At 63.0% G+C, this 24,335-nt stretch carries 19 protein-coding genes and 2 pseudogenes; 8 read left to right on the top strand and 13 right to left on the bottom strand.

Annotated features, from left to right (window positions below; all coding sequences use genetic code 11):
* Window positions 1-11 precede the first annotated feature (11 nt).
* The 5 genes from X730_RS149690 (at window position 12) to X730_RS149710 (ending at window position 4,803) form a co-directional block, all read left to right on the top strand.
* Window positions 12-314, top strand: a complete 303-nt coding sequence (locus X730_RS149690; RefSeq protein ID WP_023729629.1) for an HPr family phosphocarrier protein — start codon at window positions 12-14, stop codon at window positions 312-314.
* Window positions 298-1,884, top strand: coding sequence for a phosphoenolpyruvate--protein phosphotransferase (ptsP, locus tag X730_RS149695; RefSeq protein ID WP_023702322.1), 1,587 nt, complete (start codon window positions 298-300; stop codon window positions 1,882-1,884). Before X730_RS149690 ends, ptsP begins: the two co-directional genes overlap by 17 nt.
* A gap of 10 nt (window positions 1,885-1,894) precedes the next feature.
* Window positions 1,895-2,320 carry a hypothetical protein gene (locus X730_RS149700; protein WP_023668784.1) on the top strand — a complete coding sequence of 142 codons (426 nt, stop codon included), beginning with the start codon at window positions 1,895-1,897 and terminating at the stop codon, window positions 2,318-2,320.
* 22 nt (window positions 2,321-2,342) lie between these two features.
* Complete coding sequence (gene dhaK, locus X730_RS149705) at window positions 2,343-3,329, top strand: dihydroxyacetone kinase subunit DhaK (protein WP_023668785.1); 987 nt, start codon at window positions 2,343-2,345, stop codon at window positions 3,327-3,329.
* Between the two features lie 448 nt (window positions 3,330-3,777).
* Window positions 3,778-4,803: a nucleotidyltransferase family protein gene (locus X730_RS149710; RefSeq protein WP_023668787.1), complete on the top strand. Its 1,026-nt coding sequence runs from the start codon at window positions 3,778-3,780 to the stop codon at window positions 4,801-4,803.
* 8 nt (window positions 4,804-4,811) lie between these two features.
* Here X730_RS149710 and X730_RS149715 read toward each other — a convergent pair whose 3' ends face one another.
* The 4 genes from X730_RS149715 to X730_RS149730 form a co-directional block, all read right to left on the bottom strand.
* Window positions 4,812-5,807, bottom strand: a complete 996-nt coding sequence (locus X730_RS149715; protein ID WP_023826496.1) for an HPr kinase — start codon at window positions 5,805-5,807, stop codon at window positions 4,812-4,814.
* Complete coding sequence (locus tag X730_RS149720; protein WP_023668789.1) at window positions 5,804-6,238, bottom strand: lasso peptide biosynthesis B2 protein; 435 nt, start codon at window positions 6,236-6,238, stop codon at window positions 5,804-5,806. The genes X730_RS149715 and X730_RS149720 overlap by 4 nt, the downstream gene beginning before the upstream one ends.
* Window positions 6,238-6,525 carry a PqqD family protein gene (locus X730_RS149725; RefSeq protein WP_023684213.1) on the bottom strand — a complete coding sequence of 96 codons (288 nt, stop codon included), beginning with the start codon at window positions 6,523-6,525 and terminating at the stop codon, window positions 6,238-6,240. The genes X730_RS149720 and X730_RS149725 overlap by 1 nt, the downstream gene beginning before the upstream one ends.
* 546 nt (window positions 6,526-7,071) lie before the next feature.
* Complete coding sequence (locus X730_RS149730; RefSeq protein WP_245261372.1) at window positions 7,072-7,869, bottom strand: DUF2259 domain-containing protein; 798 nt, start codon at window positions 7,867-7,869, stop codon at window positions 7,072-7,074.
* A 218-nt stretch (window positions 7,870-8,087) separates the two neighbouring features.
* Between X730_RS149730 and X730_RS149735 the strand changes: the two genes are divergently transcribed.
* The gene (locus X730_RS149735) at window positions 8,088-9,995 is read left to right on the top strand and encodes a propionyl-CoA synthetase (protein ID WP_023826494.1); all 1,908 of its coding nucleotides are present in this window, start codon (window positions 8,088-8,090) and stop codon (window positions 9,993-9,995) included.
* 71 nt (window positions 9,996-10,066) lie between these two features.
* On the top strand, window positions 10,067-10,768 hold the full coding sequence (locus X730_RS149740; RefSeq protein WP_023689995.1) for a metallophosphoesterase family protein: 702 nt from the start codon (window positions 10,067-10,069) through the stop codon (window positions 10,766-10,768).
* A gap of 89 nt (window positions 10,769-10,857) precedes the next feature.
* On the opposite strand, the gene X730_RS149745 is transcribed toward X730_RS149740, so the two are convergent.
* From X730_RS149745 to X730_RS01000000164490, 6 genes and pseudogenes are all read right to left on the bottom strand, one after another.
* Window positions 10,858-13,236, bottom strand: coding sequence for a polysaccharide biosynthesis tyrosine autokinase (locus X730_RS149745; protein WP_023689994.1), 2,379 nt, complete (start codon window positions 13,234-13,236; stop codon window positions 10,858-10,860).
* A 190-nt stretch (window positions 13,237-13,426) separates the two neighbouring features.
* Complete coding sequence (gene galU / locus X730_RS149750; RefSeq protein ID WP_023826493.1) at window positions 13,427-14,323, bottom strand: UTP--glucose-1-phosphate uridylyltransferase GalU; 897 nt, start codon at window positions 14,321-14,323, stop codon at window positions 13,427-13,429.
* A gap of 75 nt (window positions 14,324-14,398) precedes the next feature.
* Window positions 14,399-15,346: a glycosyltransferase family 2 protein gene (locus X730_RS0133865; RefSeq protein ID WP_031196277.1), complete on the bottom strand. Its 948-nt coding sequence runs from the start codon at window positions 15,344-15,346 to the stop codon at window positions 14,399-14,401.
* The gene (locus tag X730_RS149755) at window positions 15,336-16,283 is read right to left on the bottom strand and encodes a glycosyltransferase family 2 protein (protein ID WP_023684220.1); all 948 of its coding nucleotides are present in this window, start codon (window positions 16,281-16,283) and stop codon (window positions 15,336-15,338) included. The genes X730_RS0133865 and X730_RS149755 overlap by 11 nt, the downstream gene beginning before the upstream one ends.
* The gene (locus X730_RS149760; protein ID WP_023826492.1) at window positions 16,280-17,275 is read right to left on the bottom strand and encodes a glycosyltransferase family 2 protein; all 996 of its coding nucleotides are present in this window, start codon (window positions 17,273-17,275) and stop codon (window positions 16,280-16,282) included. The genes X730_RS149755 and X730_RS149760 overlap by 4 nt, the downstream gene beginning before the upstream one ends.
* Window positions 17,276-17,319: 44 nt before the next feature.
* Window positions 17,320-18,500, bottom strand: a pseudogene (locus X730_RS01000000164490) (glycosyltransferase).
* Between the two features lie 177 nt (window positions 18,501-18,677).
* On the opposite strand from X730_RS01000000164490, the pseudogene X730_RS149765 reads away from it, so the two are divergent.
* Window positions 18,678-19,844: pseudogene (locus tag X730_RS149765) on the top strand (polysaccharide pyruvyl transferase family protein); the annotation flags it as partial.
* Between the two features lie 225 nt (window positions 19,845-20,069).
* On the opposite strand, the gene X730_RS149770 reads toward X730_RS149765, so the two are convergent.
* From X730_RS149770 to X730_RS149780, 3 genes are all read right to left on the bottom strand, one after another.
* Complete coding sequence (locus X730_RS149770) at window positions 20,070-21,533, bottom strand: lipopolysaccharide biosynthesis protein (protein WP_023684224.1); 1,464 nt, start codon at window positions 21,531-21,533, stop codon at window positions 20,070-20,072.
* On the bottom strand, window positions 21,530-22,699 hold the full coding sequence (locus X730_RS149775; protein WP_023684225.1) for a glycosyltransferase: 1,170 nt from the start codon (window positions 22,697-22,699) through the stop codon (window positions 21,530-21,532). The genes X730_RS149770 and X730_RS149775 overlap by 4 nt, the downstream gene beginning before the upstream one ends.
* A gap of 221 nt (window positions 22,700-22,920) precedes the next feature.
* Window positions 22,921-24,162, bottom strand: a complete 1,242-nt coding sequence (locus X730_RS149780) for a glycosyltransferase (protein WP_023702332.1) — start codon at window positions 24,160-24,162, stop codon at window positions 22,921-22,923.
* Between the last annotated feature and the right edge of the window lie 173 nt (window positions 24,163-24,335).

The raw sequence follows: 24,335 nt of genomic DNA, 5'->3' as shown, positions 1-24,335 counted from the left end.
ATTTTGACCTGATGTCCGCCTTTGCCGAAGCGACCGTCCTGATCACCCACGAGGTGGGTCTGCATGCGCGCCCTTCGGTGAAGTTCACCAAGCTTGCCAAGAGCTTTGCGGCCGAGGTGGAGATTGCGCTTTCTGCCAACGGCCCATGGTTCGACGCCAAGAGCATCGTCAAGGTGATGGCGGCCAGGGCGCCGAAAGGCACCATGCTGCACATCCGGGCCACAGGCGACGGCGCCGATGATGCCGTGAGAGCGCTGGTCGAGCTGGTGCGGCGCGATTTCGACGAAGGCGCGGGCCATGCCCGAACCGCTTAGGCTGCAAGGCATTTCGGCCTCCGCCGGCTACGCCGAGGGGCCGCTGTTCAATCTCGACAACGGCACCGCGCACTACTCACGGAAGGCGACAGCCGGCGAGGAAAAGGCTGCATTGGAAGCAGCTATCGCCAGTTCGGCTGACCGGCTCGCGACCCTGATTGAAACCGCCGATGAGGAGGCCGCCGGCATTCTCGAATTCCAGCTCGCCATGCTTGAGGACGATGCCCTGACCGGCCCGGCTTTTGCCGCGATCGCGTCCGGCATGCCGGCTGACATGGCCTGGCGACAGGCGCTGGACGCCGAGATCTCCGGCTACGAAACGTCAGACCAGGACTATTTCCGGGCTCGCGCCGCCGATATCAGCGATATCCGCGACCGCGTGCTGCGCGCCCTTACCGAGGAGCAGGAGAGCGCTCCACCAGCGGGCGCCATTCTCTATGGCGAGGACATCGCGCCGACGCGCTTTCTCGAGACCGACTGGAGCACCGGCGGCGGCATCGCGCTGAGGGCCGGCAGCGCCGCCAGCCACGTCGCCATGCTGGCGCGCTCGCGCGGCGTGCCGATGGTGGTGGGGCTTGGCGCTTCGCCGGCTAATCCCGTCGGTCTGGCTCTGCTCGATGCGGAGCATGGCGGTATCGTGCTTTCGCCGACCACGACCGAGATCGAAGCGTTCCACCGGTCCTCGTCCTCGTTTGTGGCACATCGAGACAAGGCCGGAGTCTATCTCGCGAAACCGGCGGTAACCCGGGCCGGGACGACAGTGCGCGTGCAGGTCAACATCGCCGATCCGTCCGAGGTCGACGGCATCGACATTTCGACCTGCGACGGGGTCGGGCTGATGCGCACCGAATTCCTGTTCGGCAAGGCGCCGCCGGACGAGGAGACGCAATACCAGGCCTATCGCAAGGTGCTGGAATGGGCAGGCGACAAGCCGGTGACCATCCGTACCGTCGACGCCGGCGGCGACAAGCCGGTGCCGGGCTTCACCGTCGAGGAGAGCAACCCGTTCCTCGGGCTGCGTGGCATCAGGCTGTCGCTGGCAAGGCCGGAGGTGTTTCGCGTACAGATCCGGGCGCTGCTGCGCGCGGCGGTGCACGGCAATCTGAAGGTGATGTTTCCGATGATCGCCGTCGCGGAGGAATACCAACGCGCCGCCGCTCTGTTCGTGGAGGAGCAGGCCGGGCTTGCCGCGCGCGGCATCGCGCAAAAAATGCCGCCGCTCGGCATCATGGTCGAGGTGCCTTCGGTGGCGATCGCGCCGGAGGCGTTCGCCGATGTCGCCTTCTTCTCGATCGGTTCGAACGATCTGACCCAATATGTAATGGCGGCTGCCCGCGATAACGCAGCCGTGGCGCATCTTAATTCTGTCCGCCATCCCGCCGTGTTGCGGCTGATCGGCTCGGTTGCCGCTTTTGGCCTGCGCGCGAAAATCCCAGTCAGCCTGTGCGGCGATGCCGGCGGCGATCCGGCATCGATCCCGGCACTGCTCGAGGCCGGCCTGCGGGATCTCTCGGTGGCTCCCGCCCAACTCGCCATGGCCAAGGCGGCCATCTCGGATGCATCGGTCTAGGATGACTGAGATGGCCGACAAGACACCAGAAGCCGGCTCCGAAGAGGCGATCCGCGCCTACAAGACGATCCTGTCGCAGGTCATCGACCAGCGACCGTCGGGTATGCGACAACGCCTTGCCGACGCGCTTGGCAAGCACCGCAGCTTCGTCACCCAGATTTCCAGCGCGGCCTATTCGACCCCGATCCCGTCAAAACATCTGCCGGCTATTTTTTCGGTCTGCCATTTCAGTCCGGCCGAGCGCGATCAGTTTCTGGCTGCCTATCATCTGGCGCATCCCGGCAAGATGTCGGTTGCGGCAGGCATGCGCAAGACCCGGCATGTCTCGCTGATCGTGCCCGATTTCGGCGACGACAAGCAGAATGCAGCGCTCGACAAGGCGATCAACGAATTCATCCAGAAGATCACCAGCATCACCGGCAGGAGTGGCGGCTGATCGTGTTGTGTCGGGAGGACACATGAAGAAGTTTATGAATTCCGTCGACACGGTGCTGACCGAAAGCCTCAACGGCTTCGTTGCAGCTCATGCCGACATCCTGGTGCTGGGCGAGGAGCACAAATTCATTCGCCGCAAGGTGATGAAGCCGGGGAAGGTGGCGCTGATCTCGGGCGGCGGTTCCGGCCACGAGCCGTTGCATGCCGGCTTTGTCGGTCACGGCATGCTGGACGCCGCCTGCCCCGGCCAGGTCTTCACCTCGCCAACGCCGGACCAGATACTGGCGGCGGCCGCCGCCGTCGATACCGGCGCCGGCTGCCTGTTCATCGTCAAGAACTATGAAGGCGACGTGATGAATTTCGACATGGCCGGCGAAATGGCCGACGGCGTCCTGCAGGTGGTGATCAATGATGACGTCGCCGTCGAGAATTCGTCCTTTACGACCGGCCGGCGCGGCGTCGCCGGCACGCTGGTGGTGGAGAAGATCGTCGGCGCCGCCGCCGAGCAAGGCATGGCGCTGGCGGATCTCAAGGCGCTCGGCGGTCGCATCAACAGCGCGACGCGTTCGATGGGCGTGGCGCTGACCAGTTGCACGGTGCCGGCGGCCGGCAGGCCGACCTTCGAGATTGGTGATGGCGAGATGGAATTCGGCGTCGGCATTCATGGCGAGCCCGGCCGGCGTCGCGACACGTTGAAAAGCGCCGATGCGATCGCCGAAGAGATTTGCGCCGCGATCCTGGGCGATCTCGGCGACAGGGCGAAAGGCCCGGCACTGTTGTTCATCAACGGCTTTGGCGGCACGCCGCTGATGGAGCTCTATCTGATGTACAACAGCGCCCGAAACATCTTCGAAAAACAGGGCGTGACGGTGACCCGCTCGCTGGTCGGGTCCTACGTGACATCGCTCGACATGGCCGGCTGCTCGATCACGCTGACCATGCTGGATGACGAGGCAACGTCAATGTGGGACGCGCCGGTGCACACAGCCGCGCTGCGCTGGGGACTGTAACGGAGGGGCCTTGCCCATATCCCGAACAGGCGGCTTATGAACTTGCCTTAGCCTGCGGGACCGGACGGACCGTTACCCGCAGTCACGCCGACAGATTGCCCGCCTGCAGCGCGGCTTGCCTTGCGGCCGACCGCTCCGGCTTCATCCAAACCGAAGCCGTAGAAGTCTTATCGCGGTATCGGCAGCGACGGCCCGGCCACCACGCTGGACGACTTTCCTGCCTTGCGCAGCACGGGCGCTTCATACTTTTTCTTGGCCATTCCAAACACCCTTTTCAGTCAAGTGCAAAAGAATGGACCGAAACCGTGGAAAGTCAATTCATGAGCTGGTTCTGCCACCACACGCTGGCTTCATGCATGCTTTTCTGCAACATACGCTCCTCTGAGTTGGTTGTTTGACGCAATTCCGGACGGGAATTGCTGATGTGGGCGAACGCAATCCGGGTTTGATGCTGCCATCTCTTGCGCCTGCCGATGAAAAACTGCTGCTGACCTTCGCCGACCCGGAGGCGACGGTTGCCATTGGCCGTGACGTTGCTGCCGAAAGCTTGCTGGCACTGCTCGCCAATGCCGAGTTCCACGGCGTGCTGCCGATCATGCTGCGCAAGCTCAGCGAGATCGGCGACGCCCAACTGCCTGCGGACGCAGCCTTGCGGCAAAAGCTGTCGGAACTGCGTGATCGCTCGACGCTGGCGACCGGCCAATCGATGCTGCTGCAATATCATGGCGACCGCATCATGAAGGCATTGGCGGCGAAAAATGTTCCGGCCCGCATCGTCAAGGGTCCGGTCTTCGCACGCAAACTTTACCGCCACGCCGCTGACCGGCCGTTCACCGACATCGACATTCTGGTCGAGCCGGCCAGCATCATTGAAGCCAACACGGTGATTGCCGGATGCGGCTTCGAGCTCTGGAGCGGCGAGGCGCAGTCGCAGGATCTGCAGGAGTTCAAGTGGCTGGAGAAGGAGAATACCAGCCTGCTGATCGAACTGCACGGCAACCTGGTGCATGATTCCGGCATGCGGCGGCGGCTGTCGCTGGGCTTTCGCGAATTGCAGATCATCGACGGCAGCGAGGCCGACACGCCGGCCGCGCTGCTGACCATCGCCATTGTCCACGCCGCCGGCGGGCACAAGTTCCACCGGCTGCAGCTTTGCGTCGATGTGCTGCAGGGCGTGCGCGCGCTGCGGTCGCCCGCGGATGAAGACCGGCTTTTCGAGGCGGCGCGCATCAGCGGCATCGAGCTCGAACTGGCGACGGTTCTCAATGTGACGGGGCGGCTGTTTGATGCACCGCGCGCGATCGAACTGGCCGACCGCATCAAGCCCGACCTCTCGATATTTTTGGCCAAATGGCTGATCACCGGCGATACGCTGCTCGGCGTCAATTCCAGGGACAAGATGCATTCGCGCCTGCGCCGCGACGCCTTCCGCTGGATCCAGCGCCTCGCCAGGCCAAAGCCGCATTCTGCCTGAAGTGTGCTTTAGTCCCGCGCCGCCAGCGCCGAGCGGATCAGCGGGGCCGCCTCGGCCGGGTTCGCGCCGACTTCCAGGGTAAATGTCGGGACGGCTTTGACCAGCGTTGCGATGGTTGCCATGCGGCGCTTCTGCGCCGGCAAAAGGCCGGTCATGCCGGTCCTGACATTGTCGGTGGCAAGCGCCACCATGGCGTCTGTCCTGGTCATGGGCACGAGCCGGGTTTGCGCGTCCGCCGAGCGGGCGAGATGAAACAGTGCCGCAACCGGTCTGCCGACAGTTTCCTCGATGCGGATGATCTCGGCGAGACGTTCCAGCGAGACGGCCTGCTCGCCATTGGCGTCCCATTTGTCGCCAAGGCAAGGCGCCACGAAGGGCAGCATTGCCGCCGTGTGGCGGTGGACCTTCACCTTGCGCGGCAAGCCCCAGGCCGTGATGCCGCCACCGGCCAAAACCTTGAGGATCATGGCGTCATCCGAGCACAGGCCGAAGCCTTGCGACGCCAGCGCCAGCGACGTCGTCGACTTGCCGGTGCCGCTCGGCGCATGGATCAGCACCAGCGCCTCTTGGCCAGGCAATGTCAGGCCGGCGGTGTGCAGCATGTGCTGGTCGCCGGCATCAAGTGCTGCATCCAGCACCATCATCAGCATCGTCCATTTGACCTTGGCATCGGGATGGACTCGTATCTCGGCCCAGCCTCCATCGGCATTGATCGAGACGGTCTGCAGGCCGGGAAAGACCAGGTGAACGGTGCCGCCACCGTCGATCAGCCGGCAATGGCCGTCCTCCGGCACCTCGCCGTCGAAAGCGAGTTTTCCGGCAGGCGATTCCGGTAACTCCCGCGTCTCGACGATGTCGACGCGGAAATCGGGCTCGACCGGCCCGCTCACGCGCAACGTGCCGAGTAAGAGGTCGAAGCTCGGCCAGAGATCGGCCCGCGAGGCCGATATGCTGATGACCTGGCCCTGGAGATCGTAGCAGAAGGTGGTCGCCGGACCGGTCAAGCAGCGTGCGCCTTTCCGGCATCGGCGTGATGACGATAGATCTGCACCATGCCGGGGAGGCTGTCCGAGACCACCGGGCGGCCATCGAGACAGACCCAGCAATGGGCAGACATACGCGGCGCCTGCATCGACTTCGGATCGACGCCGAAGCGCAGATCCGGATCGAAGCCGGCAAAGCGCAGGAAGCGGTGGGCGAGCAGGCCCTCGCGCAGGCATCTGCGGTCGCGCATCAGCCAGGGGTGCCGGACGGTCCGGTTGACGGCAGCGACGATGTAGGCTGACGACAGGCCGCGATAAGGGGTGGGTGCGCTGAGCGGCGCCCATTTCAGCACCGATTCGAAGCTGCGGCGGCCGATCAGGGTCGGCATCAGCCGCGCGCTTGCCCATAAATGGACACGAAACAAAGCGCGCAGGAGAACGCCGTCCACCATCAGGGAGCCGGGTCGGCGAGAATGCCTTCGCTCACCAGTTCGGCGGCCAGCGCCGCCATGTCCTGGTCGAGCGTGCCCTTGTCGACCTCGAACTCGTCAGACAACAGGACGACGATCTGGTCAAGGCTGCGGGCGCCGTCCACCTTGTCGAGAAAGGCTTCGGTGGTGCCGTTGCAGGTGTAAAGCTGGCCGCTGCGTGCCAAGAGCACGACGGCGCCATCGCCGACATGCTGGACCGAGGCGTCGTCCGCCAGCCGCAGAACCATTTCAGAACCGATTTGGGCCATGGAGCCCCTCCACCATTTTCCTGGAGAGCAGATAGCGCGGCGATGCGGGTCTGTCCATTGCGCGGACGAGAGGGAGAACAGGCCGGCCTGACCGTTCTGTGGCAATCCGGCAACGCCACCATCCTCACGACACAGGCAACCGAAGCCTAATGGAGACATCCAATTTCAGATTGTGGTAACTTCCACATCATTCAGAGCCTGAGAACAGGGAAGCACCCCAGAAATAGTCGGTGATTGCAGCTGGGAATCACCGCCGCAAACGGTCAAGCCAGCTATCTCGCAGGGTCAAGGTCTTGCTTTTCTTACCTAAAGTAAGCTATGGAGTCGCGGGGTTTTGGGAGAGCATTGGGTATGCGTTACAACTGGGAGCGGGCTCCGACCGCGTTCGAACGTCATCGAAAAGCATTGGCAGCCGCCATATTGATCGCGGGTGGCGTCGGGCTGATGCTGGCGGCCTTGCCGCTTTAAGACCTGATATCCGACACGAACGCCCTGCTTTCTCCGGGCGCATGAGCTTTTTCTGCCTGCCACAAGACGGGCCGCGGCTTAGCGTGCATGGCCGGTTACGGCGATGAAGCGGCGGTCGCGTCCTTCGAAGCCCTGGCTGAAGCGCTGCACCAGCACCGCCACTACCGCCGGCCTGCCGGGCGGGGTGTATTCGTAGGATTCCGACAGGCTGTAGGAAGTCGGGCAGTTGCGCGAGCCCGGCACGGCCTTGTCCTCGTGCAGCACCTTGAACGGCTTGCCGTCCTGCCCCTGCAGCGACAGGCGGAAGCCGCGCGCCTTGCCCGTCTTGGCGCCTTGAAGTTTCTTTTCGCCCTGAAGTGTCTTGTCGCTCGGAAGAGCCTGGTCGCTTGGCTTGGCGTCATCAAAGCTTGCCGAGCAGTCCGTCTTGCTGTCGGCCAAAATCTCATCGAGCTGGATGGTCGAAATCTGTGTTTCGCCATAGAACGGCGACAGCCATTTCTGCGCGGCCTGCTCGAGGCGGGAAATGTCGTTGTACTCGACCGTGTCATCCGGGAAGGTGAACCTGTCGGAGGCCGTGCGCGTGCCGCGCTCGGCGATGCCGTATTTGGCCAGGATTGGCGCGGCCTGCTTTGCGGCCTGCGCCCGTGCCTGCTCCACCGTCGTGGTCGCCTCTTCCGATTCATCGAGGACAAGGATCGGCTTGCCGCCGACGAACTCGTCTGTGCTTGTTTCGATGATGTCGATCTGCGACCAGCCGGAAACGGCAGCGTCGAGCTCGCCATATTGCTCGAAGGCGAAATATTTGCCGTCGGGGGAAAAGCCGATGATGCGCCGCGCGGCGGCATCGCCGGCCTGGGCGGCGGAAACGATCGTCAACAGCAGCGCTGCTCCAACGGCAGATCCAACCCCGTATCGTACCGTCATTGCGCGCCCTGCCCCGATTTCAAACCCGGCCATGGTGCCTGCAATTTATGGCCAAGGCGAGATCGGCCAAGCCCCAAATTTCGGGAAAGACATGGCATTTGGGGAAAGACGTGGCCGGGAAAACCCGCATAGGCTATTGCAAGATAGAGAGTTTTCCCGAGGAGGGATGAATGGCGTCACGCTACCACGAGGTCTATGACGGCTGGAAACGCGACCCGGAACAATTCTGGGCCGATGCGGCCGAGGCGATCGACTGGTATTCGCCGTGGACCAGCGTCTTCGATGCCAAGGCCGGCGTTTACGGGCGCTGGTTCAACGGCGCCAGCTGCAACACCTGCTTCAACGCTCTCGATCGCCATGTCGCAAGCGGCCGCGCCGACCAGATCGCACTTATCTACGACAGCGCGATCACCGGCACGGTCAAGAAATTCACCTATGCCGAATTGAAGCGCGAAGTGGTAGCGCTGACTTCGGTGCTCAAGAACCGCGGCATTCACAAAGGCGACCGCGTCATCATCTACATGCCGATGGTGGCCGAAGCGGCGGTCGCGATGCTTGCCTGTGCCCGCATCGGCGCGGTGCATTCGGTGGTGTTCGGCGGCTTTGCCTCGCACGAGCTCGCCACCCGCATCGACGACGCCAAGCCAAAGCTGGTCATCTCCGCGTCCTGCGGCCTGGAGCCTGGACGTGTCGTGGCCTACAAGCCGCTGCTCGACAAGGCGATCGAAATGTCCCGCCACAAGCCGGACGCCTGCCTGATCCTGCAGCGCGACCAGCTGCGCTGCGATCTGAGGGAGCATTACGATATCGATTTTGCCGACGCCGTTGCCCGCGAGCGCGCCGCGGGCGCCAACGTCGATTGCGTTCCGGTGCTCGCCACCGACCCGCTCTACATCATCTACACCTCCGGCACGACCGGCCAGCCTAAGGGCATCGTGCGCGACAATGGCGGCCACATGGTCGCGCTCAAATGGACGATGGAAAACGAGTTCGGCGTCAGACCGGGCGAAGTATTCTGGGCGGCCTCCGATGTCGGCTGGGTGGTCGGCCATTCCTACATCGTTTACGGACCGCTGCTGCATGGTGCGACAAGCGTGCTGTTCGAGGGCAAGCCGATCGGCACACCCGACGCCGGCACCTATTGGCGGGTGATCGCAGAACACGGCGTGGTCGCGCTGTTCACCGCGCCGACGGCCTTCCGCGCCATCAAGGGGCAGGACCCCAAGGGCGAATTCGTGCCGAAATACGATCTGTCGAAATTCCGCACTCTGTTCCTGGCCGGCGAACGCGCAGACCCGGAAACCATCAAATGGGCGGAGCAGAAACTCAACGTGCCGGTGGTCGATCATTGGTGGCAGACCGAGACCGGCTCGCCGATGACCATCAACCCGGCGGGCCTCGGCCTGCTGCCGGTGAAATACGGCTCGCCCGGCGTGCCGATGCCGGGCTACGACATTCGCGTGCTCGACGATGCCGGCCATGAAGTGCCGCGCGGCACACTTGGCAATGTGGTGGTGAAACTGCCGCTGCCGGCCGGCTGCCTGCCGACGCTGTGGAATGCCGACGAGCGTTTCCGGCAAGCCTATCTCGAGGAATTTCCCGGCTTCTACAAGACGGCCGATGCCGGCATGATCGACGAGGACGGCTACCTCTATGTCATGGCGCGCACAGACGACATCATCAATGTCGCCGGACACCGGCTGTCGACCGGGGCCATGGAGGAGGTGCTTTCAGCGCATCCCGATGTTGCCGAATGCGCCGTCATCGGCGTCGCCGATGTGATGAAGGGCCAAGTTCCGCTCGGCTTCGTCGTGCTCAATGCCGATGTGTCGCGCGATACCGCCGTCATCGAAGGCGAAGTGGTGGGGCTGGTGCGCGAACGGATCGGCCCGGTCGCGGCCTTCAAGACCGTGGTGACGATCAAGCGCCTGCCCAAGACGCGCTCCGGCAAGATCCTGCGCGGCACCATGCAGAAGATCGCCGACAAGGAAGAATGGACGATGCCGGCGACTATCGACGATCCCGCCATTCTTGACGAGATCACCGCGGCGCTCAAAGCCCGCGGCATCGGGGTCTGACGGCCCCAGTGGCGTTGTTCCAGCGATCCAGGCCCCCCCGGCCGGCGCCGCGCGAGCGCCTGGAAATGGATATGGACGACACCGTCGTCTACGCGATCGGCGACGTGCATGGCTGCTACAAGGAATTGCTGTCGCTGGAGCAGAAGATCCAGCTCGACGCGCTGCAATTTCGCGGCCGCAAGATTATCGTCATGCTCGGCGACTATATCGATCGCGGGCCGCAATCGGCGCGCGTGCTCGACCACCTCTTGGCGCTGCCGCCAACAGGGTTCCTGCGCGTCTGCCTGGCGGGAAACCACGAAGTGGCCATGCTGAACTATCTCGACGGCTATCTGTCGCGGGACCGCTGGCTGGCGGTCGGCGGCCGCGAGACTCTGTTTTCCTATGGGGTCGATCCGGCGCGGCTTGCCAGCCTCTATGCCTCGAGCGACGCGGTCGACCGGCGCGTGAAGGAGGTCATTCCGGCCAGCCATATCGACTTCCTGCGCAGCCTGCCGGTGCTGCTCTGTTCGGATAAATTCGTTTTCGTCCATGCCGGCATCAGGCCGGGCATCGACCTGGTCGCACAGGATGAGCAGGATCTGCTCAACATCCGCGACGAGTTCTTCAAGGCCGCACATCTGCTCGACCGCCTTGTGGTGCATGGGCACACGCCGGTCGATATCCCCAGGCTTGACGGGCGAAGGCTCGGCATCGACACCGGCGCCTTTCAAAGCGGCCGGCTGACAGCGCTCAGGATCGCCGGTAAATTCGGCAAGCTGATCTTTTCCTGACCTGCCGTGCTTCTTCGTTTGAGCGTGATCTTTTCCGAAAACCGGATCTGCTTTTCCGGATCACGCTCCTTTTCAGGATCGCGCTCCGTTCAGGCGGCGGTCTTGGCCCGCACGTCCGATTTCTCCAGATAGTAGGTCGAATAGCGGTCGAAGAACTTTTCCGAGCCGCCGAGCGAGCCGTATTTCGGCAGCTTCTTCAGATCGACCTTGTTGAGCACGGCGCCGACGACCTTGCTTGCGACGTAGGGTTCCTGCTCCAGCAGCGAGCGCACCATGGCGCGCGGCGTGCGGCCCCATTCGGCAACCAGCACGAAGCCGTCGACCAGCGGCGCAAACGCCTTGGCGTCGACCACGGGGCCGAGCGGCGGCAGGTCGACGATGATGTACTCGAACGTCTCCTTGGCGTTGTCGATGAAGCGCCGCATGCCGGCCGACGACAGCAGCTCGCTGGTATGCGAGAACTGCCCACGCAGCACGGCCGGGATGATCGCCAGCTTGGTCTGGCGGTCGACTTTGCCGACCGACTGCCAGGTCTGGCCGTTGACCACGGCCTCCATCAGCCCCTGCTCGGCCTCCATGCCGAGGTTGCGGCTGAGGCCAGGATTGCGCAGATCGGCGTCGATCAAAAGCGTCTTCGAGCCGTTGGCGGCCAGCAATCCGGCGAGATTGGCCGCGACCGTAGACTTGCCCTCGCCGGGCAGGACCGAGACCACGCCTATGACCCGGCTGCCTTGCCCTTCCATGACGACGTCGAAGGCGATCTTGGCGTTGCGCAGCGTTTCGGAGAACATCGATGCCGGCGCATCGACGCTGACCCGCATGCGCGCCCGTTTCTCGGCCGCCGACAATGTGTTGGCGCCTTTGGCATCCGCCGCACCGCCGTCGGCGTCCTTGCCGAGCCTGCCGCCGATCATCGGCAAATAGCCGAGGAATTTGAGGCCGACGCGATCGCGAATGTCCTCGCCGGTCCTGAAGAAGCGCTCGTTGAACTCATTCAGGCCACCAAAGCCGGCGCCAAGCAGCACGCCAAGCACCAGCGACAGCGCCAGCACCCTGGAGGTGCGCGGGCTCGAGGCGGAAAGCGGCGTTGAGGCATCCGAGATGATGCGGACCTTGCCGACCGGGAAGGATTGCTGCTGCGAGGCCTCCTCGTAGCGGCTAAGGAAGGTCTGGTAGAGCGTGGTCAGCGCCTGCGCCTGCTGGTCGAGTTCGCGCAGTTTGACCTGGCTCTGGTTGTCGATGGAGCTCTTGCCGGCCGCGTCGGCGATCTTCTGCCTCAGTGAGGTCTCGCGTGAAAGCGCGACTTCATATTCATTGCGATAGCTTTCGGTCAGTTGCTTCAACTCGCCGAAAATCTGGGTCGACAGGTCGGCCTTTTCCTTGGCCAGCGCCACCGCCTGCGGATGGTCGGCGCCGAAATTGGCCGTCACGTCCTGCAGCCGCTTGGCCACTGCGAGATAGCGGGTCTTGAGCGTTGCAATGACGGAGCTTGCCGGCTGATCGCTTGAGATGGCGGAATCGTTGAAGGCATTGTCCGAGCCGCTTTCGACGATGGTCTTGTATTGCTGATAGCGGGCGCTGGCGCGCGCCGTATCGGCCTGCGCGACGATCAGTTGCGCGGTGAGATCGGCAATCTGCTTGTCGCTGATCAGCTGGCCGTCGCTGTTGGCGGCCAGACCATGCTCGGCCCTGAATTTCTCGACCGCCATAGCGGCCGCCTGTGAGTTCTGACGAAGCTCGGTCAGCCGGCCCTGCAGCCAGACCGCAGCGCGCTCGGTGGCGTCGAAGCTGGCATTGAGCTGGTCGGCGAGATAGGCGTCGGCATAGGCCTTGGTGATGGCGGTGGCGAGCGCCGGATTGGTCGACTGGTAACCGATGGCGAGCACATAGGAGCGGCCGTTGCGCTGCGCCAGCACCTCGCTCTGCAGCTTCAGCACGGCATAGTCGTGGCGCGCCGTCTGCATCATGGCCTGGCGTGTCGCCTCATCGACGTTTTCCATGCCGGGAATCTGCTCGGCGGAACTTGAGCGGAAATAGCCGATCACGCCGCGCACGAAGCCGATGCCCTTGACCAGCGCCGATTGCGGCGGGTTCATGAACTCTGCGTTCTGGTCGAGTTTCAGCTTGTCGACCACCACCGAGGCCAGCCGCGCCGAGGTGATGATTTCGATCTGGCTGAGCAGGGCGGCGTCGGTCTGCATGGTGACGGATGCAGCCGAGATGTCGTCGATGACCTTGTTCAGGCCTTCGTCGATCAGCACGCTGGCGACCGACATGTATTGCTTGGGCGTGGTCTGCAGATAGAGCAACCCCAGGAACAGGCCGATGATGGCGCAGACCGCCACCACCTTGACCTGACGCGCCGCCATGCCAAGCAGGCGCTCGACGTCGATGAAGTCTTCACCCTTTTCCTGATCGGGGTTGGGCAATGGCATCCTCTTGTCGAGAGGAAAGCTGGCATAATTCATCTTCGATCCAATTCTAGGTTACAGGCGCCGGAGCGAGACGGGTCAGGTCCCACCTCGTCCGAAGCTGCGGAGATCGGGGGCAAGATATGCAACGCAAGCTTCATGCCATCCGGCGCCGGGCCTGAGCGGCCAGGCGTGCAGGCATGAGCCGCGCCATCGTCCAAACGCATATGCCCTCGAAAGATGGGCATTATGCGGCCACTTCCTGACGCTCATGCGACCGCGCGAACGCCTGCAGCATTTCCAGCACAGGTCCCTTCATGTCGTCGCGCGCCAGCGCGAAGGCGATGGTCGCCTCTATGAAGCCTTCCTTGGAGCCGCAGTCGAACATGCGGCCATTGAAAGGCTGGGCAAAGAAAGACTGGCTTTTCGCCAGCCGCACCATGGCATCGGTAAGCTGGATTTCGTTGCCGGCGCCGCGCTGCTGGTTGCCCAGCAGCGAGAAGATCTCGGGCTGCAGGATGTAGCGGCCGTTGATGTAATAGTTCGACGGCGCATTGGCCGGCGCCGGCTTTTCGACCATGGCCGTCACCTCGAAGCCGCTGCCTGTCTCGGCGCCGCGCCCGACGATGCCGTATTTGCTGGTCTCGCTGGGATCACAGCGCTCGACGGCGATCACATTGCCGCCGGTCTGCTGATAGAGATCGACTGTTTCAGCCAGGCAACCTCGGCGACCGAACGACACCATATCGGGGAGCAGCAGGGCGAAGGGCTCGTCGCCGATGACTTCGCGTGCGCACCACACCGCATGGCCGAGACCATGTGGCGACTGCTGGCGGATGAAGCTGGTGGCGCCGGCCACGGGCAGCATGCTTTCGAGCGCCTCCAGCTGGGTCTTCTTGCCGGTTTGTTCGAGCGTTCCAATCAGTTCGGGGTGCAGGTCGAAGTAGTCCTCGATGACAGCCTTGTTGCGGCCGGTGACGAACACGATGTGCTCGATGCCGGCTTCGAAGGCCTCGTCCACCGCATATTGGACGACCGGCCGGTCGACCACGGGCAGCATCTCCTTCGGAATCGACTTGGTTGCCGGCAGGAACCGTGTTCCAAGCCCCGCCACAGGGATGACTGCCTTCCTGATTTTCTTCATCGCAAATTCCTTCTGAGCAGATCGATTTCAGCCTGTTGCAGGCCACGAACAAACGTCTTCATGTACTCGCCCTCCTTACTCCGCGCCGACAGCAAACTGCGCCGCCACCCTTTTGAGGCGGACGGCGATCGGCATCGACATGTGCCTGACAGCCGCCGGATCACTTAGCGCGGTGCGTATCGCTTTCAACGGCGAACGCGCCTTGATGTGCTGGACCAGCGACAGGAACGATGCCGCCTTGCGCAGGCTGCGGGCGCGTTTGGCGAAGGCGGCCGCAGCAGCAGCGTCCATGGAATTGGTCTCGGCGAAGACCGCGTCGGCCTTGCGCATCGCCTCGATATGGTGAAGCTCGAGCACGCGCGAGATCGAGCCCGTGCGGATGTGGTAGATATAGCCGGTCGTCGGCTCGACGACGCATTTTCCGCCCTTGGCCAGCGCGTTGGCGAGCAGGATGTAATCCTCGCCTATGCTCAGACTTTCATCATAGCGAAGCCCGTTTTCGATCAGGAAACGGCGCTGGAAGATCGGCTTGAGATAGCCAAGGTTGAACGTGGATTCGAAAACGATGTTGCCAGCGATGTAGTCGGCGAGCGTGATTTCACGCAGGCCCTCCAGATATTCGGCGGGAAACATCGTCGCTTCGGCAATGCCGTCCTCGCGCACCACCTGGAGGTTGTCGACGGCGATCACAGCGCCCGCGCTTTCGGCCCGCGCGATCATGGCAGAAAGCCGCCCGGGCAGGACGGCATCGTCGGAATCGAGCACCGCGACCCAGCGGCCGGAAGCCAGTTCGAGCCCGGCATTCCTGGCGCCGCCAGGGCCACGATTTGCCGGCAGCGCAACCACTTTGACGACATCTTTTGGATAGGCTCTTGCGACGTCGAGCGTGTTGTCGCGCGACTGGTCATCGGCGACGATGATTTCGACGCTGACATCGCGCTGGGCCATGGCGCTTGCGATCGCCCGGTCGAGCGTGGCCGCGGCATTGTAGGCTGCGATGACAAAGGAGACGTCAGGCTGCACGCTTGCCTCCTTGCTGCGGGGAAGACAGTCCGTATTGGCGAATTTCGCTGATACCGACCAGGCCGCTGACGACGCCGACATGCATGATGCCGCGCAGCACGCTGCGGTTGCGGCGGACCGGGCTAATCGCGGTCAACGCCGCCATGCCGAAGCAATAGACGGCCTTGGCCGAGGCAAGGCCGACAGCCTTCGCACGCTCTATCACGCCTGCGTCATGGCCGATGAGGTGGCCGTGCGTCTGGCCGAAGCGGAAGCGGCGGCGGCGCAGCCAGTCGAAAGCGGCTCGCGAACGCGGCACGACTTCCTCGACCCACGCCTCCGGCGCAAAGGCGATGCGACCGCCTGCCTTGACCATGCGGTTGAAGAATTCGGTGTCCTCGCCGCCGCTCTGGCCGCGCGCCAGGCTGAAACGACGGTCGCGCAAGCTGTCGGCGCTCATCCTCAAAAGGACGTTGCAGGTGTAGCCGGTGCGGATTTCGCCCTGCACCCAGACCGGCAAGGTCGAATGGAAATCGCCCTTGCGCATCCAGTCCGGCGCATCCGGGCGGTAGAGCGCCCGCACCGGACCGAGCACGGCCTCGGCGCCGCTTGTCTCCGCGATAGCAATCAGTTCGGCCAGCCATTGCCGGGAAGCGGTTTCATCGTCGTCGATGAAGGCGACAAAATCGGCCGTGCTGGCATCAAGACAGGCGTTGCGGGCAACCGAGATGTTGCGCGCCGGAGCGTGCCGGTAGCGGGCCACGAGCTTCAATTCGCTCGCCAGCGCGGTCACCAGCGGCTCGGCGGTCGGCTCGTCGTCATTGTCGGCGACGATGACGCCGATGCCGAAACCGGCAGGCATATCCATGGCAGCGAGCGACCGCAGCGTGTCGGCCAGTTCCGGCCGCCGGAACGTGCAGACGCAGATGTCGATTCGGCGGCTGTCGGCGACCATCATGCCACCCCGCGCTGCGATCGCGAGCCGAGCAGTTGCAGCCAAAACCCGAGCGACCAGCCGAAATGCATGACCATCGCCGAAATGCCCGCCAGCACATTGTTGGGACTGCGCTGGCTGATGGCGGTCACAGCGCCGTAGCCCAGACAGACCGAAGTCCAGACCAGCAGCGGCACCGCCGCCAGCCAGTGGATAAAGGAAAATACCGCGAGAAGGACGACCGGCGCCACCAGCAGCGGGATCATCTGCCGAACTTTCGGGATCATTCGGTGCTTGAGCACATTCTTGGCGCGGCCGCGGCCATAGCCGAGATATTGGAAATACAGGCCCTTCAGCGACGAACGCGGATAGTAGACCATCTGCGTCTTGCCGCTCATCCAGATGCGGTAGCCAGCCTGGCGCAGCCGGTAGTCGAGTTCGGCATCCTCATTGTGGCTGAAGCTCTCGTCATAGCCGCCGACCGCGGTGAAGGCCGAAATCCGGATCAGCGCGTGATGGCCGTGGTCGACCCATTCGCCGGCCGAGAGGTGCCGGTGCTTGGAGCCGCCGGTGCCGAGCTTGGAATTCTGCGCCGCCGCGACCGCTTTCTGCACCGCGCCGCTGCCGCTGGTCAGCATCGAGACGACGACCGAATCGGCTGAAGTGGCGAGCGCCTCCTCGACCAGCCGGTCGCAATAATCGGCGGGATAGCCGCCATGGGCATCGATGCGGATCAGGTATTCGGCGCGGTCACCGAGGCTGGCGACGGCGAGATTGATCGCCGCGCTCTGGATACGTTTTGGGTTGTGCAGGAGGACGACCTGAGGGTCCTTGGCCGCAACCTCTTCGACAATGGCCAAAGTACCATCGGTGCTGCCGCCATCGGCAACGACGATGCGGGCGCCGAGCCTTAGCGCTGCCGGCCTGAGCTGCTCGAGCAACGCGCCGATATGGGCTGCCTCATTCAGGCACGGAATGACGATCAGGCTTGGCGGCAGCGCTTCGGTTTGCGTCATCGGCGCCTTCCCATGCTCTGTACTTTTCCCATCATCAGCCATCGCTAAGCCAGCGCTTCGGTGACGAAGGGACCTGGGACCGCCGCCAGACCGCGCAGCCTGTCGACAAAGGCGCGGCAGTCGCTGCGGTCGTAGCTCCAGGTTCGTGGGTTGCGGGCCAGCACACGCGCCTTGGCCTTGCCGAAGTGCTCCTGGTCCATGCGGCCGAGCGCGGTTTCCAGGATTTCGGGCGTGGCATCGGAAAGCAGGACGCCAATGTCCTGCTGGTCGAGAAAGCGTCCGGTCTCNCGGTCTCGGTATTGCCCATCGAGATCGGCACGGCGCCGAAGCGGCAGCCCTCATAGAGGCGGTTGGGCAGCAGCCATTCCGAATTCTGCCCTTCCTCGAAGAAATCGATCGCCCAGGAAAAATGCACTTCGCCGTAGATCGCGGCCATGTCTTCCGGGTTGCGGTAGGGGCCACGAAAGGAGAGATAGGGTTCGGCCTCGACAAAAGCGTGGAAATCCGGGAATTCCGAGAGTGCCGGACGGCCCCGGAGGACGACCTCGAAGCGCCCGCCCTGACGGCGCGTGAAGTCGGCCAGCAGCTCCAGCGAGCGGCGGCAGCGCAGCGCGCCGAACCAGCCGATGCGCCACGGGGGTGCTGCAGGGTTTTCGGCCTTTGACCTGTCATCCAAGGCGATCGGCGCGGTTTCGAAGTATTTGTTTTCGACCAGTTCCACCGGTGCGGCGACCTGCCCGAACGGCTTGAAATAATTGGCGATGAAGGCCGGTGAGCTCGTCACCAGAAGCTTCACGTCGCGGGCGAGATAACGCTCCGCTGTGCGCAGTGCTTTGCCCAGCATGTCATTGCGCAGCACCAGGCGATGGATGTCGAGGCATTCGTAGACGATCGGCACGCCGCCGCGAAAGGCGGCCTTGGCGCGCCTGGCCAGCGCCAGCATTTCCAGATTGCGCGCGATGATGAGGTCGGGCTTCGGCATCGCCGCAAGCTTTGAGCCTATCGACAGCGCCGCCTTGGCGACCGCCGCCAGACGCTGGCCGAATCGGCCGTCACGCGTCGCGCCGAGGTCGACCGGCTGCAGCCCCTCGACGTCGGGAACAGCATTTGTGGTCCGACGGAAGCCGGCCAACGTGACCCGCGCGCCGCCTGCCTTGAGCATTATGATCCGCCGGCGCACCGCCGGGTCGGAAACATCGTGCACAAGGTACAAGACATGCAGCATGAAAACTCGACCGCTGTTGGCCCACCCACGGGAATGCTAACCCAGCTTTTGCTGCATCGCAACATTTTTGGTGCGCCGTAGCATAAGTGCACGTTTTTTGTTGCACTGCAAAATTGATGCGTTACCCTCCGTCGGGCTTGAGCGCCGCTCTGGCTGGTCACCCAGCCCGATGCAGCGATGGATTGTGACGCGAGCCGCATCGGGATCGTCCTGGCGTGGGTATTTTCGGTCACCATGCCCGTCCTAGGCACCGCAGGCCACGCCGCGGAATCTGCTGACGAAATGAGGTATCCCATGAAGATCGTCGTTGAAAACACAGTCTGCCTGAATACCGGGGATGCGGCGATTCTGCTGGCGATCCGCCACATTCTCAAGACGATCGTGCAAGGCGACGTGCGGTTTGCCGTCTTCGACAGCCAGCCCGAGGTTGCGGAACGACTCTATCCGAAGACGGATTATCCCGACCTCGAATTCCATAAGCTGCTGTCGGAATCCCTGTTCCGATACAAGAATGGCAGCGGGCTGAGGGACCGGTTCAAGCCGATCTACAATCGGCTCGTTCTCCAGGCCCTGCGCTGGTTTGGCAGCAGCGCGCTAGGCAATTTTTTCAGCCATCGCGACCGGCGCGGTCTCGATATCTACGCCGACGCGGACATGGTGGTCACCACAGGGGGAACCTATCTCGTCGAGAACTACAATCTCGAACGACGCCTCAATCAGTTCAGGCTCGATGCCGTATTTGGCAAGGATCCGGTCTTCTTCACGCAATCCCTCGGTCCGTTCGACAAAAGTTACAACCGCCAGGAGCTCGGCCCGATCTTTGACCGCAGCCCGCTCGTCCTGCTGCGCGACGAACGGTCGCGGACCCATATCCGGGATTTGGTGAAGGATCTCGGCAAGTGCCACGTGGTGGCCGATGCCGTATTCGCCTTGGCGGATACCGACAGGATCGGCAAGCGTCTCGCTTCCAGCCAGCCGCCGGCGTCGACGGGCCGCGTCGCTATTTCGGTCCGCCACTGGAACTACGTCAGCGACGGTGAGGGCGGCATGCGCCGCTATCTGGATTCGATCCGCGAGATCGCCACAATTCTTGTCAGGGACCTTGGCAAGGAGGTGACCTTCGTCTCCACGTGTCAGGGCGTGCCGGAATATGCCCATGACGATTCCAAGACCGCGCAGGCCATCGTTGCCAAGCTCGATCCTGAGATCGCCAGCCACGTGACAGTGGACGCTTCGTTCCACACGCCGGACCAGTTGATGGCGCTGGTGAAGGGCTTCGACTTCGTCGTCGCGACGCGCATGCATATGATGATCATGTCGCTTTGCGTCGGCACGCCGGTGCTGCCGATCGCCTACGAGTTCAAAACCAAGGAAGTGGCCAAGCGAATCGGTGTCGACGATGTGCTGCTCGACATCGACACCGTGACGCCCGAAGAGGCGCGCGAAAAGCTCGGCCGGTTTGCGGGAGATCTCGACCGCTATCGCAAGACAAGCCTTCAGGCCGTGCTCGAAGAACATGCTTCGGCAATGTCGGCCACAAACCTGCTGGCGCCGCTGATCGCCGGCCGCTCAGCGGATATTGCGCGCGGCGTTGGACAGGGTGGTGAACAAAGCGCGTCGCGACTGCGGGACGGCAAGCATGAAAACGAGACCGATGCCGTAGTTGAGGGCAAGCGCCAAAAAGACCGCGAGCAGGTCTGACTGGCCCGTTAGAGACGCCGGCAACCACAGGTACAGGAACCAGGCAAGCAGGGACGAGGCGATGAAAAGCCCCTGCATGAGCAGGAAGTCGGCGGCGGTCACCGGACCGACGCGATGGACCAGTAGCGCCAGCACGGGAACGCGCAGCACGTAACCGCTGATGGCATAGGCCGCGGCAACGCCGACGGCGCCCCAGTGCAGGCCAACGACGAAGGCAGCGACGGTCGTCAGCGACGAATAGATGCCCCAATGGAACATGGTCTTCGTCTTGCCCTGACAGATGAATATCCATCCCGTCGTGCTTGAAACGGACTGGACCAGGCTGGCGATGCCCAGCCAGGCAAAGATCGGTGCGACCGGTGCCCAGCCCGCGCCGAAGAGAAGTCCGACGATCTGATTGGAGGTCAGCGTCAGCGCCGCGATGCCCGGCATGGTAACGGCCGCCAGCATCCAGTTGGTGCGCACATAGATATCGCGAAAGCGGGCCTTGTCATCGTGGATGCGGCTGAGCAGCGGCACCATAACCCGTGTCAGCGGCTGGTTGATGTTCTGCAGCGGGAACAACAGGAGCTTGTAGGCGCGGTCGTAATAGCCGAGTTCGATCGCACCGGAATATTTTCCGATGAGAATGTTGTCGAGATTGCGCGAGAAGAAGTTGGCGAGGTTGAAGCCGGTCAGGTTGGCGCCGAACGACAATATATCGGCATCGACCTTCAGGTCCGGCCGCAAAGGCGTCCAACGCGCCACCAGCCAGGCGGCAGCCAGGGCGATAGCTGCCGAAACCGCCGGGCCGATGACCAGCGACCAGTAGCCCAACCCCGCATAGGCCGCGATTGCGGCGGCCAGAAGTCCGGCGGCGGCGCTTATCACGTCGTTCAGTGCGAGCTGGCCGAACTGCAGGTGCCGGTTCATCAACGCCAGCGGCACTGCGGCGAGACTGCCGAGAAGCAGCGGCAGGGCGGAGCCAAGGGTGATGCCGGACATACGTTGATCGCCATAGAACGCGGCGATGGCAGGCGCCAGGCCGGCCACTACCACGGCACTACCCAGCCCGACGAGCGCGCTGATCCAGAACACCTGGTTGAGCTGCTGGTTGCTGATGTCCTTGCGCTGAACCACAGCCTGCTGCAGGCCCAGATTCTGAAGCAGCCCGACGAAGGCCACGATCGGCCCGACGGAAGCCACCAGACCGAAATCCTCGGGGACGAGCAGACGGGCCAGCACGATGACGGAGAGAAACTGGATCGCCATCTTGAAGCCCTGGGCGCCGATGGTTACCAGCCCGCCGCGCAGGGCGACACGACCGAACTGGGGGGGCGGATTGGCGTTCATGCAAGCGACCTCGTTTCGCCAAGCCGCATGGCGATTTCCACGAAATGTTGGTTCAGCAGATCGGAGTTGAACTCGGCCTCGATCTTCTTGCGCGCCGCGAGAGCGATCTCTTCACACGGCTTCGGATTCTCGGCGATCCATGCAAGCTTTCCGGTCAGCGCCGCAACGTCCCGCTCAGCCACGAGAAAACCCGTCTTGTGATCGTCGATCAGTTCAGGGATCCCGGAATGATATGTGCTGACCACCGTCAGGCCGGCGGCCATCGCTTCCATCAGCGAAACCGGAATGCCTTCCAGATCGCCATCGCGGGCGCCGACGCTGGGCAGCAGGAACACATGCGCATCGCGCAGACGCTGTTTGACTTCGCTGTGCGGCCGGGGCCCAAGAAAATTCACCCTGTCGGCAATGCCGAGCTCTGCGGCGATCCCCTTCAGCTCCTCGAGAAGTTCTCCGCCGCCGATCACCGAGTAGATCCAGTCTCGCCGCGGCAGGCCAGCAAGCGCGCGAAGCGCATATTCGATGCCCTTCTTTTCAGTCAGGCGGCAGACCGAGATGAAAGAGAGCGTAGCCTGCTCCCATGAACGCCACCGATAGTCGATGTCACTCGGCCGCACCCCCATATGGTGAACCACAACCTGCTCCGGCGATGCACCGACCTCAATCAAGGCATCGCGGAAAAACGCATTCACCGGCAGTTGAAGAACGCCCTTTTCGAACACAATCTTGTAGCGCGCGAGCGTATTGTCATGCAGCGGTTCGCCGACATCACGGCCGTGAAATATCGTCACCAGGGGAGCGGAAATCCTCCCGCGCTTGATGGCGCGGGCCACGCGCATGCCGTTGTTGCCGAAATGGGCAACGATGACGTCGGCGCCCTGCAGTTTTCGCGCATGAGCAATGTCGATGGCGGTCGAGAGCTTGTCCCAGAACCTGCCGGACCATTTCCTGAGCAGCGGGCGATAGCGACCCAGGCCACCCCACCAGCATACGACCTTTCCTGGCAGCGCCTGCCAGCGCGGATCATCGATGTTGCTGTCCCTGCCGAAGGACGTCTCGTTGCAGACGACGCCGACTTCCATGCCGCGCTCAAGGCATCCGGCTATCTGGTCGAGAACAAAGGTTTCGGACAATGAAGGGAACTTGTCGACTACGAAGCAAATCTTCATCGGCAGGATGCGCTCGTGCGGAGAGCCGGTGTGCCCTTGACAAAAGCCGGGCCGAAAACAGGGTGCCGGAGGCACAAGACATGCAGCATGGAACTCTACCGCTGTTGGCCCACCCGCAGGGACGTTAGTACAGGTCTTGCTGCACTGCAACATTTTTGGTGCAGTGTAGCAAGATTTCCCTCGGCTTGGCGTGTCTGCCGATCAAACGCAGAGCAGCGGTGTCAGCCGGCAGATGAAGGATCCGCCAAGCCCTCGGAAACGCCGACATGACCGGCAGGTTCATGCGCAGGGCTCGATGTGGCCAGTTGGGTAACGATCTGCGCAAAACGTTCATTCAGAACATCTGCGTTGAAGTCGTCCTCGACTTTGCGGCGTGCGGCAAGCGCGATACGCTCGCATTCGGTCGGGTGCTCCCCGGCCCAGGCAAGCTTGCCGGCAAGCGCTGAAATATCTCGCTCGGGCGCAAGCAACCCCGTCTCCCCATCCTTGATGAGCTCCGGGATTCCCGAATGATACGTGCTGACCGCAATCAATCCGGCGGCCATGGCCTCCATGAGCGCGACCGGAATGCCTTCCATATCCCCGTCGCTGGCAGTGATACTTGGCAGCAAAAAGAGATGCGCCATGCGAAGCCGTCTTTTCACCTCTGCGTGAGGGAGGCTGCCGAGGAATGTTACGCGACCAGCCAAGCCCAGCTCTACGGCCAGCTTCTCCAGATTCATCCGCAGAGGACCGTCGCCAACAATGTCGTAACGCCAGTCTAGCTGCGGCTGGGAGGCCTTGAGGGAGGCCAGGGCTCGCAAGGCGAACTCGACGCCTTTCTTTTCGACCAGGCGGCAAACCGTCGTCACGACCAGTTGGGTGCCTTCCCACGATTCCCAGCGATAGCCGATTTCGCGGGTGTCAATTCCCATATGGTGGACCGTCGTGCTCGCCTGGGACAGGCCGGCTTCCAGCAGCATCGTGCGGAAGTAATCGTTGACGGGCAGGTTCAGGGTCCCATGCTTGGTCAGCCCGGCATATTGTGTCGCGAGCACTGCCTGCCGCGCCGGGATCGCCACGTCCGCGCCGTGAAAGATGGTTATGATCGGTGGTTTGAGCACCTTCCATTTCTTCAGTGCGGCTGCTCTCTCGCCGTTCTGTCCGAAGTGGGCGACAATCACGTCGCAGCGGTTCAGGCGGCGTGCAAAGGCGATGTCGAGAACGGTCGAGGCCTTGTATCGCAGACGCGGCGGCAGACGCTGTACAAATTTGCTGATTACAGCGGCCCATCGCCACCAATGTCGGGTTCTGGCGAGCAGCGTCGCCATCGGCTCGCTTTGGCGGTCAATTCGGTGGTCACCTTGCATCTTTTCGCAGACCACTTCGACCTGAAAGCCCCGCGCCAGCAGCCCAGCCATCTGGTCCACGACGAAGGTTTCCGAAAGCAGAGGGAATTCGCCGACGACAAAGCCCACGCGCATGACCCGCCCATAAGGTTGGGGCTTGCTCGGACCAAGCGGTCCATATCGCACAAGCCCTAATGTAGACAGGCAGAATACACGTTGATTGCTGCAGTGCCACAAAATATTGCACTGCAGCAATTAAAAGTGATCCGGACGGGCGCACGACGCCTGGACCTGGCTAACGGGAACTT

It is taken from the genome of Mesorhizobium sp. L103C131B0 (assembly GCF_000502275.1).
Taxonomy (GTDB): Bacteria; Pseudomonadota; Alphaproteobacteria; order Rhizobiales; family Rhizobiaceae; genus Mesorhizobium.
Note: the sequence above shows the minus strand (reverse complement) of the source record. Positions and strands in the feature narration are given on the sequence as shown.